Source organism: Aggregicoccus sp. 17bor-14 (assembly GCF_009659535.1).
In the GTDB taxonomy this organism is placed as follows: domain Bacteria; phylum Myxococcota; class Myxococcia; order Myxococcales; family Myxococcaceae; genus Aggregicoccus.
Genome location: NZ_VJZZ01000002.1, coordinates 408,713 through 421,625 on the forward strand (window position 1 = coordinate 408,713; position 12,913 = coordinate 421,625).

General features: G+C 69.9%; 10 protein-coding genes. 6 read left to right on the forward strand and 4 right to left on the reverse strand.

Going from position 1 to position 12,913, the window contains the following annotated elements; translation table 11 throughout:
• The first annotated feature begins 11 nt into the window (after positions 1 to 11).
• Both FGE12_RS05685 and FGE12_RS05690 read left to right on the forward strand, forming a co-directional pair.
• Entirely contained in the window at positions 12 to 2,117 is a 2,106-nt protein-coding gene (locus FGE12_RS05685; protein ID WP_153865234.1) for a hypothetical protein, read from the forward strand.
• A gap of 266 nt (positions 2,118 to 2,383) precedes the next feature.
• Positions 2,384 to 3,769: an ice-binding family protein gene (locus FGE12_RS05690; protein WP_153865236.1), complete on the forward strand. Its 1,386-nt coding sequence runs from the start codon at positions 2,384 to 2,386 to the stop codon at positions 3,767 to 3,769.
• Between the two features lie 332 nt (positions 3,770 to 4,101).
• Here the strand turns inward: FGE12_RS05690 and FGE12_RS05695 are convergent, their stop codons facing one another.
• The 3 genes from FGE12_RS05695 to FGE12_RS30620 all read right to left on the reverse strand — a co-directional run bounded on the left by FGE12_RS05695 (position 4,102) and on the right by FGE12_RS30620 (position 7,286).
• Positions 4,102 to 5,889: a DUF885 family protein gene (locus tag FGE12_RS05695; RefSeq protein ID WP_194797612.1), complete on the reverse strand. Its 1,788-nt coding sequence runs from the start codon at positions 5,887 to 5,889 to the stop codon at positions 4,102 to 4,104.
• Between the two features lie 109 nt (positions 5,890 to 5,998).
• Positions 5,999 to 7,006, reverse strand: coding sequence for a hypothetical protein (locus FGE12_RS05700; protein ID WP_153865239.1), 1,008 nt, complete (start codon positions 7,004 to 7,006; stop codon positions 5,999 to 6,001).
• A gap of 145 nt (positions 7,007 to 7,151) precedes the next feature.
• Positions 7,152 to 7,286 carry a hypothetical protein gene (locus FGE12_RS30620; protein ID WP_255449836.1) on the reverse strand — a complete coding sequence of 45 codons (135 nt, stop codon included), beginning with the start codon at positions 7,284 to 7,286 and terminating at the stop codon, positions 7,152 to 7,154.
• Between the two features lie 216 nt (positions 7,287 to 7,502).
• Here FGE12_RS30620 and FGE12_RS05705 point away from each other — a divergent pair, with 216 nt between their 5' ends.
• The 4 genes from FGE12_RS05705 (at position 7,503) to FGE12_RS05720 (ending at position 11,464) form a co-directional block, all read left to right on the forward strand.
• Positions 7,503 to 8,639, forward strand: coding sequence for a DUF262 domain-containing protein (locus FGE12_RS05705; RefSeq protein WP_194797613.1), 1,137 nt, complete (start codon positions 7,503 to 7,505; stop codon positions 8,637 to 8,639).
• Positions 8,636 to 9,763: a DUF3696 domain-containing protein gene (locus FGE12_RS05710; protein ID WP_153865243.1), complete on the forward strand. Its 1,128-nt coding sequence runs from the start codon at positions 8,636 to 8,638 to the stop codon at positions 9,761 to 9,763. Before FGE12_RS05705 ends, FGE12_RS05710 begins: the two co-directional genes overlap by 4 nt.
• Before the next feature lie 3 nt (positions 9,764 to 9,766).
• Complete coding sequence (locus FGE12_RS05715; RefSeq protein ID WP_153865244.1) at positions 9,767 to 10,768, forward strand: hypothetical protein; 1,002 nt, start codon at positions 9,767 to 9,769, stop codon at positions 10,766 to 10,768.
• Between the two features lie 441 nt (positions 10,769 to 11,209).
• Positions 11,210 to 11,464, forward strand: a complete 255-nt coding sequence (locus FGE12_RS05720; protein WP_153865245.1) for a hypothetical protein — start codon at positions 11,210 to 11,212, stop codon at positions 11,462 to 11,464.
• A gap of 245 nt (positions 11,465 to 11,709) precedes the next feature.
• Here the strand turns inward: FGE12_RS05720 and FGE12_RS30860 are convergent, their stop codons facing one another.
• Complete coding sequence (locus FGE12_RS30860; RefSeq protein ID WP_153865247.1) at positions 11,710 to 12,885, reverse strand: ATP-binding protein; 1,176 nt, start codon at positions 12,883 to 12,885, stop codon at positions 11,710 to 11,712.
• Positions 12,886 to 12,913 lie beyond the last annotated feature (28 nt).

Below are 12,913 nucleotides of genomic sequence, written 5' to 3' on the forward strand. Positions count from 1 at the left end.
CTGGAGCGAGCATGCGATCCCCGTGGCTGTTCTTCGGCTGTGCGTTGTGGCTCGCGTGCTCGAGCGGAGGCAAGGCACCCGTCACGCCGCCCGACACCGGGCGCGATGCCGGCTCGACGACGGTCGAGGTCCCGGATGCCGGGTCGACCGAGGTCGAGACCGTCGAGCCGACGGGCCCTGCCTACCGCGTGGTGGAGCTGCGCAGCGAGCCTGTCCCGTACGGCTCCCCGTCCATCCTGGACATGAGTCCCGGTGGGCTGGTGCTGGTGAGCGCGTTCCCCGCGGCGCCGTGGGTCTACGACCCGAAGACCGGGACGCGCCGGGAGGTGCCGCAGAGGGTGGAGGCCATCAACGACGCGGGCGTCACCGCCGGCATCCGCACCAGCGGGAGCAAGCTGCCCCCGGGTGACTGCGACGAGCGCGAGGTGTTCCTCCACTTCCCGGATGGGACGATCCGCGGGCTCGGGAATCCGGCGCGCGGCCTGGCCGCGGAGCGGTGCATGGAGCCGGGCTCCTCCATGCGCGCCGTGCGTGCGGTGGATGGGGCGAACCGCGTCCTCGTGGACTGGGACATCTTCGAGGAGGGGACCTTCGTCACCGCCGTCTTCCTCTTCGACGGCGCGGCCTGGCACCGGCTGCCCAGCCTCGGCGGTCACGAGGACCAGAGCGGGGGCCTCGCGAAGGGCCTCGCCGTCGGGCGAACGCTGAGCCGGAGCCTGCCCGACGCGCCCATGCGGGTGGACGCCGTGGTGTGGCGCGACGGCGTGGCCTCGGCCCTGCCGGACCTCGGAGGCTGGGGGTTTGCCCACGCCGCGAACGATGCGGGAGAGGTCGTCGGCGAGGCCACGCGCTCCGAGAGGGGTGGCTCGGGCCAGGCCGTCCTCTGGCGCGGAGGGCGGGTGACGGAGCTCGGCGCCCTGCCCGGGCACACGGCCAGCGTCGCGACGGACATCAATGCGAGCGGTCAGATCGTCGGCACCTCGAGCTACTTCGGGTGGGAGGGGCCGGGCAGCGCGCGCGGCGTCCTGTTCTCCGGAGGGCGGGTGCTCGACCTGAACGACCTCGTCGCGGAGCACGACGCCCTCATCAGCGAGGCGCTGCGCATCTCCGACAGCGGCGTCATCGCGGTCCTCCTTCGTGGGCCGGAGCTTCGCCCGGCGCTGCTCGTGCCGACGGGGGCACCGCCGAAGCCCGACGCCGCCTGGCGCTCGAAGGGGACGGTGCTGGCCGAGGCCGAGCTGGCGTCCGCGCTCGCGCTCGACGCGGAGCGCGTGTACTGGGTCTCCCGGAAGGCGGAAGGAGGGCTCGTCATCAAGACCGTCCCGAAGGACGGCGGAGCGGTGACCACGCTCTGGAGCGCCGACACCGGCTTCGGCTACGGGTACCTCGCCGTCGACGAGCAGTTCGTCTGGTTCGACTACCTGCCCTGCGCCGACTCGCGCTGTGACTCCTCGCCCCGCGGCATCTGGCGCGTGGCCAAGAGCGGAGGCCCCGCGCAGCACATGGTCGAGGGCGACAGCCTCTTCGCGCTCGGTGGGGACTGCGTCTACTCCACGCGCCAGAGCGCCCAGTACCCGACGCCGCCCGAGGACCTCATCGCGACGCCCCGCACCGGCGGTGAGCCGGTGCTGCTCGCGGGCGCGGAGTTCCAGGGCAGCCTCGCGGCGCGCGACGGCAAGGTCTACTTCGTCGAGGGCGTCCAGATGGGCAACTTCCACCTCCGGCAGCTCAGCGTCGTGGCGGACGGGAAGAAGACCGTGCTCGTGAGCCCAAGCCTCGAGGGCGCTACCGCTGACCTGGGATACACGCTCGCGCTCGACGACCGCTCGCTCTTCTTCGACGCCGCTTCGGGTCTCCTGCGCATCCCTCTGGAGGGAGGTGCGCCGGAGACAGTCGCCCCGGGAGTGCGCGGAGGCGGCCTGGAGGCGAGTGCAGGCTCCCTCTTCTGGACGCAGCAGCCGGATGGCAAGAAGCCCGGCTGCGTCGCGCACGTGAGCGCGAAGGGCGGAACGCCGGCGTGTCTGGACAGTGGGTACTGGCGCTACGTCTCGGCGCGCGCGGACGAGCACTTCGTCTACTTCCTGCGCGACCTGCAGATCGTGCGGATGCCGCGGTAGGCGAGACCGAAGGGGACCCGCGGGTCCCTTCCGACTGCACATGTTTCGACTGCCTGCTGCCTTGCCATGCAGGCTTTCATGGTAATGTTGTCTGCACTTCCCTCCCCCAGCGAGCCTCGCTCCGGGCAACGGAAGAGCCGTCCCCCCCAGAGCTCGCAGGAGCAACGCTGGCTGCGTCCCCACGCTGCGTTGCTTCCGGCTCACCCCCTACCGAGTCCTCTTTGACCATCGCCCTTGCAGCGCAGCGTCACCCGACCGTCCGCAGCATGCTCCTCTCGCTCCTCACCCTCACGCTGCTCGCGTGCGGCGGCGGCACCCCGGAGGGCAGCGGCACTGCGCCCCTCCTCTCGGGCACCACGCCCGCCGATGGCGCCACCGGCATCTCGCTCAACACGCGGGTGACGGCCACCTTCGACAGCGAGATGCAGCCGCTCTCGGCCACCACCTTCACGCTGAAGCAGGGCAGCACGGTCATCGCCAGCGCGCTCGCGCACAGCACCGACGGCACCATCGCGACGCTCACCCCCACGGTGAACCTCGCGCCCTCCACGCGCTACACCGCCACCCTCAGCACGGAGGCGAGGTCGGCCGCGGGTGACGCGCTCGCCACCGCGCGCACCTGGTCCTTCACCACCGGCACCGAGGCGGACGCCACGCCGCCGCAGGTGAGGTCCACCGGCCCCACCGCGAACGCCACGGGCGTCGCCACGAACCGCCGCCTCACGGCCACCTTCAGCGAGGCCATGGACCCCGTCTCCCTCACCTCCGCCACCTTCACGGTGCGCCAGGGCAGCACGCCCGTCTCGGGCAACGTCACCTACGGCCCCGGCACCCTCGCCACCTTCGTGCCGGCGAGCTCCCTCGCGGTGAATGCCCGCTTCGACGCCACGCTCTCCACGGGGGTGCGCGACCTCAACGGCAACGCGCTCGCCGCGGCCTACAGCTGGAGCTTCACCACCGGCACCACCGCCGCCCGCGGCCCGGCCCCGGTCGGCCTCGGTACTGCGGATGACTACGCCATCCTCGCCAAGACGGGCGTGTCCTCGGTGCCCGACTCCACCGTGACGGGCGACATCGGCCTCGGGCCGGCCGCCGCCAGCTACCTCACCGGCTTCTCGCTGGTCGCCGACGCCACCAACGTCTTCGCCACCAGCACCCAGCTCGTCGGCCGCGCCTATGCCGCGAACTACGCGGTGCCCACGCCCTCCAACCTCACCACCGCCGTCTCCAACATGGAGAGCGCCTACACGGACGCCGCGAGCCGCCCCACGCCGGACTTCCTCGAGCTGGGCACCGGTAACCTCGGTGGCCGCACGCTCGCCCCCGGCCTCTACAAGTGGACCAGCAGCGTGACCGTGCCCACGGACGTGACGCTGTCCGGTGGCGCCAACGACGTGTGGATCCTGCAGAGCACGGGCGACCTCACCCTCGCGGCGAACACCCGCATCACGCTCGCCGGCGGCGCACTGGCCAAGAACATCTTCTGGCAGATCGCCGGCCGCGCCACCTTCGGCGCGGGCGCCCACTTCGAGGGCATCCTGCTCTGCAAGACGGACGTGACACTTCAGACGGGCGCCACGATGAACGGCCGCATCCTCTCGCAGACGCAGGTGGCCCTGCAGCAGGCCACCGTCACGCAGCCCGCGCCGTAGTCCACACGCGGGTCCAATGAATTACCCGAGGGGCAGGTCCGCACACCGGGCCTGCCCCTCTCCCTTGCGTGCGCCTGGCGCAGCTTGGACAGGGTCCGCAGAGGGACGGTGTCGGCCTGGCAGGTGAGCACCCAGCGGGTGAGCAGTGGCTCAGGGCGCGCCGGTGGGAGCCGAGTACTCGGCGGTGGGGCCACCGTCTGGACGCGGGAACGGCGAGCCGCCGCGCAGCGCTCGCCCTGCTGCAGCGGCACGGTGGTGCTCCAGAAGCCGCCGGCGAAGAACTCCACGCCCGGAGTGAGCCGGAGACGCGTCGGGCGCTGCCGCGCCCCGCCTCAGGTCCCCTTCCGCGTGGCGATCCACTCCGTGACGATGCCGTCCAGCACGTCCAGCGGAACGTTGCCCGCGCCCAGCACGACGGCGTGGAACTCCCGCACGTCGAAGCGCTCGCCGAGCTCGCGCGTGGCGCGCTCGCGCAGCTCGCGACACTTCAGCGCGCCGATGCCGTAGCCCAGGTTCTGCGCGGGGAGCACGGCCCAGCGCGCCAGCGTCATGTCGAAGCGCGGTGGCGGCATCGCCACGTACTTGCGCAGGAACGCGGCGGCCTGCTCCGGCGTCCACCCCTTCGCGTGCAGCCCCGTCTCCGCCACCGCGCTCGCGTGGCTGTACACCTTCGACGTCAGGTAGAAGTTGCGTGCGGGCCCGTCCCGGTACGCCCCGAGCTCCTCGGCGAGCGACTCGGCATAAGTGGCCCAGCCCTCGTTGTACGCCGCGTTGCCGCCGAAGCGGCGGAAGGCGGGCAGCGACGTGCTCGCGCTCGCGTACTCCGCCTGCAGCATGTGCCCGGGCACCACCTCGTGGAACGCGAGCGCGGGCAGCAGGAACTTGCGCACGCCCTCCGTCTCCACGTTGTGCGTGTTGTACAGGAAGATGCCGGCGCGCCGGCCGTCCTGGCTCCCGGGGATGAAGGCGCCGTTGGGGAACGAGGCCGCGCGGAAGGGCTCGACCGGCCTCAGCGCGTAGTCCACGCGGGGCAGGTTCGCGAACAGCTGCGGCAGCTTCGGGCGGATGGCCTCGAGGCTCTCGCGCAGGTCGCGCTCCACGGAGGCCGCGTCGAACCAGCGCTGGGCCTTGTCCTCCTGCAGCTGCGCGTTGAATGCGGCCGGGGTGCCGGCGAAGCCGAGCGAGCGCACCAGCTCCGCCCGCTCGCGCTCGGCCTTCTCGAGCTGCGCGAGGTTCAGCGCGTGGACGGCGTCGGCCGAGAGGTCCGTCGTGGTGCGCACCTTCAGGGCGTACGCATAGAGCGCGTCCCCTCGCGGCAGCGCCGACATCGCGAAGGTGGAGCGCGCCCGGGGCAGGTACTCGTCGCGCATGAAGGCGTGCAGCCGGCGGAACCCCGGCCGCACGTGCGTCTCCAGCGCGCGCACGATGGCCGCCTCCAGGCGTGCGCGCTCCCCGTCCCCGAGCCCCTCGGGGAAGCGGCGCACGGGCTCGTACAGCGGGCTGTCCGCCGCAGCCGCCGTCGCGCCGGCCTCGAGCTGCGGAAGGACGCGCTCGACGACGGCGCGCGGCTGGACCACGCCCAGCGCGATGCCCCGCCGCATGTTGTGGATGACCGCGTCCACCTGCGGCGGGAAGGCGCGCAGGCGCGCGAGGTAGTTCTCGTAGTCGCGCGCGGTGGCGAAGGGGTGGGTGGTGGGGAGGCTGAGGAGCCGGTGGTGCAGGCCCTCCATCTGGTTGAGGGGCAGGAGGATGTTCTCCTCCAGGTAGCAGTGCAGCGCCTCGCCCTCGAGCGCCAGGGCGAGCCGGCGCTGCAGGACGTCCAGGCTGACGCGGTCCGTGGGGGCGAGCGCGCGAGCGTCGATGGCGCGGGCGCGCGCGAGGAAGCGCCGCGCGGTGGCGAAGCGGCGCTGGTAGGCGCGCTCGGACTCGTCGTACAGCTTCCGGTCCGAGCGCCGGTCGCCGATGAACGTGGCGTAGCCGGGGTTGTCCGTCAGGAAGTCGTCCCAGAAGTCGCGGCTCAGCCGCTGCAGCTTCGCCGTCTCGCTGGAGGAAGGAGCAGGGGCCTGGGCGGACGCGCGGGGGGCCGCGAGCAGCGTGAGGGTCAGCAACAGCAGTCGCATGCGGCCTCCGGGAGCGGCGCACCGTAGCAGGGGCGACGGGTCCACCGCGATTCCGGAGGCCGGAGCGCCGCGGGGAGCTGCTCCACCCAGGAGTCGCCGATGCGCTCCCTCAGCGCTCCGGGCAGGCGCCGAAGCCGAGGCCATTGGGGGTGGTGACCCCGCCCAGCACGCGCTGCGAGAGGTCCTCCGCGCGGATGACGCTGAGGTGATCGTCGTCCACGTTGGCCACGTAGATGCGTCCGTCGGGCCCGCGCCGGGCGAAGATGGGGGTCTTCCCGGTGGGCAGGAAGCGCGCGGGGGCGCCTCCGGGCGGGAAGACGGCGACGCCTCCGTCGGAGAGCGAGGGGGCGACGACCGTGCCGTCGGGCAGCTGGTCCAGGTACACCAGCTGTCCGGGGCGCGGCGCCGCGAGGCGGCGGAGCACGGACAGGTCCGTGGCACGCAGGACGACGACCTCGCCACGGGCGCTGGCGAGCAGCTCACCCTCCCGGCTCACGAGCAGCCCCCGCACCGGCGACCCGACGTCGCGATGGGCCAGGATGCGCCCGCTGACCGGATCCAGCCGGGAGACGCCCCCGGCCCCGGCGAAGGTGAAGAGCGCGTCGCCGCTGCGGGAGAACACGAAGTTGTGCGTGCCCGCGGGCACGGCGAAGCGACGCAACAGTGCACCGCGCTCCACGTCGAACACGAGCATCGTGTCGCTGCCCACCTCGGCGTTGACGAACAGCTCCGCGGCGCTCGGAGGGCGCAGCTTGACGCCGTGCGGCCCGCGCACGTCCGCCGGGAGGCGGTACTCGCCCACGCGGGTGGCGCGCGCGAGGTCGATGCGCGCCACGCGCACGCCGGGGACACCGATGCGGTTGTCGTAGTCGGCGATGCCGAACAGGGACACGTAGGCCGTGCGGCCATCCGGGGAGACCTCCACCTCGTGGGGCCGCTCGCCCAGCGGGATTCGGGCCCGCACCCCTCCGCCGGGGTCCAGGATGGCCAGTCGGCCCGGCGTCTCCTCGACCGAGAGCACGCAGAAGCTGCCGTCGCCCTCCCGGGCGTGGGTGCGGCCCGCGCCTCCGAGCAGCGCGAGCAGGCACAGCGTGGTCGCACACCGGGCTCTCTGCATGGCGCCCTCTCCGGGTTCCCGACCTGCGCGGATCGCCGGCGGGTGGGCAGCCACTGTTGGCGCGTGCAGGCCCCCCGTCAATCGCCCGGCAGGGCCGGCCTTCGGGAGGCCAGGGGCTGAGCAGCGCGCGGGCCTGGACGCGGGCTCAGCCCAGCGGTTCTCCACCTGCGGGCGCTCGAGCGCCTGCGCCCCGGGCGCGAGGGGGCATGGCGAGGGCGTTGGCCGAGAGGTACGCGTCGGCGAGCACGCGCGGCGTGCCACCGGTCTTGGGCAGGGTCATCAGGGTTCCCTCGCTGAGCGGGAGGAAGAAAGGACGCAGACCCGGAACCAGACTCCCTCTCCCTCGTGCGAGGTGAGAGAGAATGCCTCCTGGGTCGCCCGGGAAATACACCCGCGCTCCGTCCCGAAGCCGTGAGAGAGTCGTCGCCATCGGCGCGCCGCGACCGCGCCTCGCTGGAGGGCGAGATCCTTGAGTGCTGAAGAGCGTGAGCGGACGGTGTCGGGCCCCCGCCAGGAGTGCTTCGACGACGCGCCGACCGACACCGAGGTCGAGGACGTGGGGCCGGGGGTTCCGGAGCGCAAGGCCCTGGACGCGGGGAAGCTGCGCATCGTCCCCAAGCCGCTCTCGGTGCGCCAGGCGCTCGACCTGGTGGACGCGGGCGACATCGCGCTCGCGCAGGACTTCCCGCGCCTCGCGCTGTGGACGAGCCGGCAGAGGTCGCTGCTCGTCGAGTCCGTGCTTGTCGGGATTCCGCTGCCCGCCCTCTACTTCCACCAGGACACGCAGGGCACGCTGCACGTGGTGGACGGCGTGCAGAGACTCACGGTGCTGCACCGCTTCGCGAAGGGGCTCGAGCCGCTCACGGAGCTCGAGTACTTCCCGGAGCTCTCCGGCAAGACCTTCGACACGCTGGACACCCAGTTCCGCCGCCGCTTCCAGGGGGCGCAGCTCGCCATCCACGTGCTCGAGCCCTCGACGCCGGACGAGGTGAAGTTCGACGTCTTCCGGCGCATCAACACGGGCGGCAGCCCACTCACCGCGCAGGAGATCCGCCACCTCATGGGGCGAAGCGGCTCGCGCGAGCTGCTCACGCGGCTCACCGCGCTGCCTTCGTTCGCGGAGGCCACCGGCGGCGCCTTCCAGAACGAGCGCCGCATGACCGACCGCGAGCTCGCGCTGCGCTTCTGCGCGTTCCGGGTGGCGTTCGATGAGTACCTCCCGTTTCCGGGCCTGGACGCGTTCCTCCTCGACTTCACGCGCCGCCTCGACGGTACGCACCCACAGAAGCCCGCACTCACCGACGCGGAGCGCGAGGGGCTGGTGTCGGACTTCGACCGCGCGATGCGCAGTGCGACGGCAGTTTTCGGCGCGAGCGCGTTCCGCAAGTACCCGCCCGCTGCGACGAAGCCGGGGCCGCTGAACCGCGCGCTGTTCGAGAGCTGGGCAGTGGCGCTCGCGGACCACGCGCCCGAGGCGCTCGCGCCGCGCAGTGCGGAGATTTCCGCTGCCGCGCGAGCGCTCCTGGAGGACCCTGCCTACAGCGACGCCGTGAGTGTGAGCACCGGCGACGCACTGCGGGTGGCGCTGCGCTTCACACGGGCCCGTGAGATCCTGCAGCGGGAGACACCTTGATCAAGACGCTGGAGATTGCCGGCTTCAAGCGCTTCGCCTCCGCCTCGGTGGAGTTCGCACCGCTCACCGTCCTCTCGGGACTCAACGGCGCGGGGAAGACCTCGGTCATCCACACGCTGCTCATGCTGCGCGAGGCGAGCCTCTTCAACGCGCGCTCCGTCTCGCTCAACGGCCCTTACGGCCTCGAGCTGGGCAGCGTGCAGGACGTGCTCAACCTGAACACCGCCGCGGGCTCCAATGAGATCCGCGTGACGGTGCGCCCGGGCGAGGGCGAGGAGGAGCGCGCGCTCTACATCTTCGACGCCCGCGACGAGGAGCTGCTGCACCTGCCCATCAAGGAGCGCCCGCACCCGGTGCCCACGGTGCTCGGCGGCCCCGCGCGCGGCTTCGGCTACCTGTCGGCGGAGCGGCTGGGACCGCGTGACGTGCTGCCCGCGAGCGCGCGCCCCGAGGACGACCTGGGCGTGGGCGTGCGCGGGGAGTACTGCGCGCAGGTGCTCGCGCGCCACGGGCTGAAGGAGAAGGTGCCCGTGGGCAGGCGGCACCCCTCGCTCACGGACGACGCGGATGCGTTCCTCAAGTACCAGGTCGAGGCCTGGCTCTCGGACATCGCGCGGCCCACCGAGATCGAGTCCGTGGCCTTCCCGAACACCTCGGTGACGGCGATGCGCTTCCGCGCGCCCGGCGGCGACTGGGTGCGCGCGCCGAACATGGGCTTCGGGCTGAGCTACAGCCTGCCCGTGGTGGTGGCGGGGCTCGTCGCGCCGCAGCGGGACGCGCTGCTCATCGTGGAGAACCCCGAGGCACACCTGCACCCGGCGGGGCAGTCGCGCATGGGGACCTTCCTCGCCACCGTGGCGGCGACGGGAGTCCAGGTGCTGGTGGAGACGCACAGCGACCACGTGCTCAACGGCATCCGGCGCGCGATTGGCGAGCTCGGGCTGCTGAAGCCCGAGGACGCCCTGGTGCACTTCTTCGACGCGAAGGAGGACGGCGAGCCGCGCAACACGCCGCTGCGCTTCTCGGCTTCGGGTGGGCTGAACGAGTGGCCCAAGCGCTTCTTCGACCAGTACCAGGTGGACGTCGCCGTGCTCGCGAAGGTGCGCCGCGGGGCGGTGAAGTAGCGGATGCGCTTCGTCCTCGAGGAGTCCAGCTGGAGCTGGGACGGCAGGGACCGCGAAGGGTTCATCGAGCGGCTCGAGCAGCTGCTCGACCGCACGGACGTGGCGCGCGAGCGCGGTGAGCCCTTCGCGGCGAGCACCGAGCTGCTGCGCCAGCAGGTGCACGGCCACGAGCTCTCGGACCTGCTCTTCAACACGGAGCTGCCGCTCTCGCTCCCGCCCGAGGTGGGCCAGCGCGTGGCGGCCCTGTTCGGCTCGCTCACGCTGTGGGACGAGCAGGAGGCATGGCCCGGGCTGGAGGTGCGCATCGGTGGCGCGGAGCCGGTGATCTCGGTCTCGGGGGCGTTTGCGCATGCGCGCACGGAGGCGGGAGTGGCCACGGCGTGCCTGCCCCTGCCCGGAGCGCTGAAGGGGCCGCAGGACGTGGTGATGGAGGGGAGGGCGACGCAGGTCCACTTCGTGGTGGACGAGGCGACGCACCGGGCCTTCTTCCGCCACGCGCTCGAGCTGGAGCGCGTGGACGAGCGGGGTCTGGAGGCGCTCGCCGAGCACGCCTTTCCGGACCTGTACTTCTACGACGGCGTGTGGCGTGGCCTCGGCGAGATGGAGGGCGGCTACGCGCGCGTGCGCGAGGCGCTGCACCAGGTGCTCGGCGTGCTGGATGACCACGGCGCGTGGGTGTTCACGGACGAGAGTGGCCGGCTCTCACGCAACGACCCCGCGCCGAGCGATGCCGAGCGCCAGCCGGTGACGAACCAGCTCGTGGGCCGGCGCTTCCAGCAGTGGGGCTGCGAGGTCGCGCCCGAGAAGCCCAACGTGCGCGAGGACGGAGCCTGCCGGCGAGCACGGGAGCGCGAGCTGGAGGGCCGCACGCTCTACTGCGAGTGGCACTACAAGTTCGAGCGCCACACCAACCGGCTGCACTTGCATCCGCCGGTGCCCGAGTCAGGAAACCGAGTGGTGGTGGCCATCCTCCACGGCCACCTGCCGCTGCCCGGCGACGGGTAAGGCGCAGCAGCGCTACTCCGACTCAATGCTGTGCTCTGCGGACGCCTATTCGCTAGCGCGTGAAAGCATCCAACTGCGCTAAGGACACTGACTACGTCAAACTGCGGTGCGTCGGCCAACCGCAACCCCCAGAGGCGCTTCGCCAGCGTACTCATATGCCTTTGAGAGCCCCAGCAAGACCGTCTCCCGATGGCGTCCTGCCCTACTCGGATTACGCAGCCGCTAGGAGCATGAGCGGGCCTGTTTGTTCTATGGTTCCACCGAGTTCACGTTCGATCTTCTCTCCACGGGATGGTCGGTAGTGCCCCCCAACCAGTCGCGCAGAGCAAGAGCTGCCCTATCTATCCCGTGTACCTCACCCCGAAGGTCATCTCCTCTCGAAAGCCGACAGGGATGTCGGTCGGAGCACCAACAATGGCAAATAGCTCATTTAAGCGAACCATGATCGGCGCCGTCATCTTCGTTATCGGAGCTGCAATGGCAACCGAAAGCGATATCGCGCTGCTGGGAGCTCTAGTTGCTCTCGGAGGGCTCGGCTATGGCCTGAAGCCACTAGCAGATGAGTTTGTCAAGAATCGAGACAAAACGCGGGCTCAAGCCGAGTTGCTGACATGCAAAAAGTTATTCGACGAGGGCATCCTGAGCCAGAGTGAGTACGACCGGAAAACGGAGGAACTAAAGAAACTCATCTTTTAGAACGCCGTCGTCCCTCAAGAACGGAACGGGCAATACGTAAGGCGATTGAGACCGGACCATGGTCCGGCCTTCAGAACAGGCCGCCCCCTGTTCGTCCAAAGCCGAAGCCAATGCCTGAGCCATATAGCGAGTGAGGCAACGATGCTCGCTCGTAGAGTTTAGGTAGTTCAGTCTTTGGGTCGGGCCGGACGTTCGAAGCGCCCTTTCGGATGAATAATTCATTCGCTTTGCCCGAATAGGGACGGTCATCTCCTGTCTCGACTCTGACCATAATTACACGATGGCCCGAGACGCCGACGAGCTCGATATTGAAGGGGGGGCACAGGCTTCACCCGCTCTCTAAAGAGTGAGTCCAAGTAGGCCAAGTACCTGTCTTCGTCTTCAGGTTTATCTCCCTGGATGACTCGGCGAAAGGTTTGCTCGCCCTCCGGCTCACCATCGTTTCTGACGCCAATGTACAGGCGCCCTCCCACGGTGTTGGCGAAGGCAATAACGGTCGCAATAAGCTCAGACTCCTTGTCGCTTTTGGGGTTGACGAAGGGCTTGTATTCGACACGATCGTTCTCTCCGTCCGCCAAGTCGCGTTCAGCTTGCTCGGATGGGGGAAGTTGCCTCGCCGGATCTACTAGAGTCGCTCCAGGAGATAGGTTTGCCATGCCCATGAGGTCTCGGCTGGAATGTACGAGATAGACGTCAGCACCTCGGGCGTCGACTGGGGTCTCCCAGCTAAAAGCTGAAGGCGCTGGCCTCAATGGAGGCAGCACAAGTCGACCCGTATCCGTGGCAATCGCGGCTTGAATTTCAAGCTCGTCATTCTCGCTCGAGGAATGCACCGTCCCCGACAGTCGATTGCCCTCCCATCGGACGCTGCCGAGCATTCCCCTCGTATCCGGAACGACGACTAGCATCTCACCGAGATGGCGTGCTTGCCCATCTCGTTGAACTAGTCGTTCGCCCCATACCCAATCTTCGACTGCTCGATGAAAAGAGGGAAACGGAGGCAGACCGTGGGCTACAGCGACACCAGAGGTGAGTCCGTGATCGTGACGTCGACTCTGCTGGCTTGCCTCAAGCACCCACTCAGACCAGCCGGAGAGGCTGTCCGAACGACTAACTCGCCGTTCGATTCTCCCGTAGTCGAACGAGCCGAAGTTAAAGCTGCCGGTCCCATCAGTGGGGTGCACTAGCGCAGACCGCAAGCTCGGCACGGCCTGTTCTATGGGCAGCCACACCTCGCGGAGGCGGAGTTCGCCGTAGTCCCGGCCTTCCCGCGGCTCGCGATGCTCGTCAACAAAAAGCCAGCGCGCAGTAAGGAATCCCTTTGCGCCTTCTGCCCAAGTCACTAGCGCACCCAGTGGCGCGCGATTCCGACGGACAAAAGTTTGCTCAAGCTGAGAGACCGCCTCAAGAAGCGAATCCATATGTACCTAGATCCTTCAGAGCAGAAAA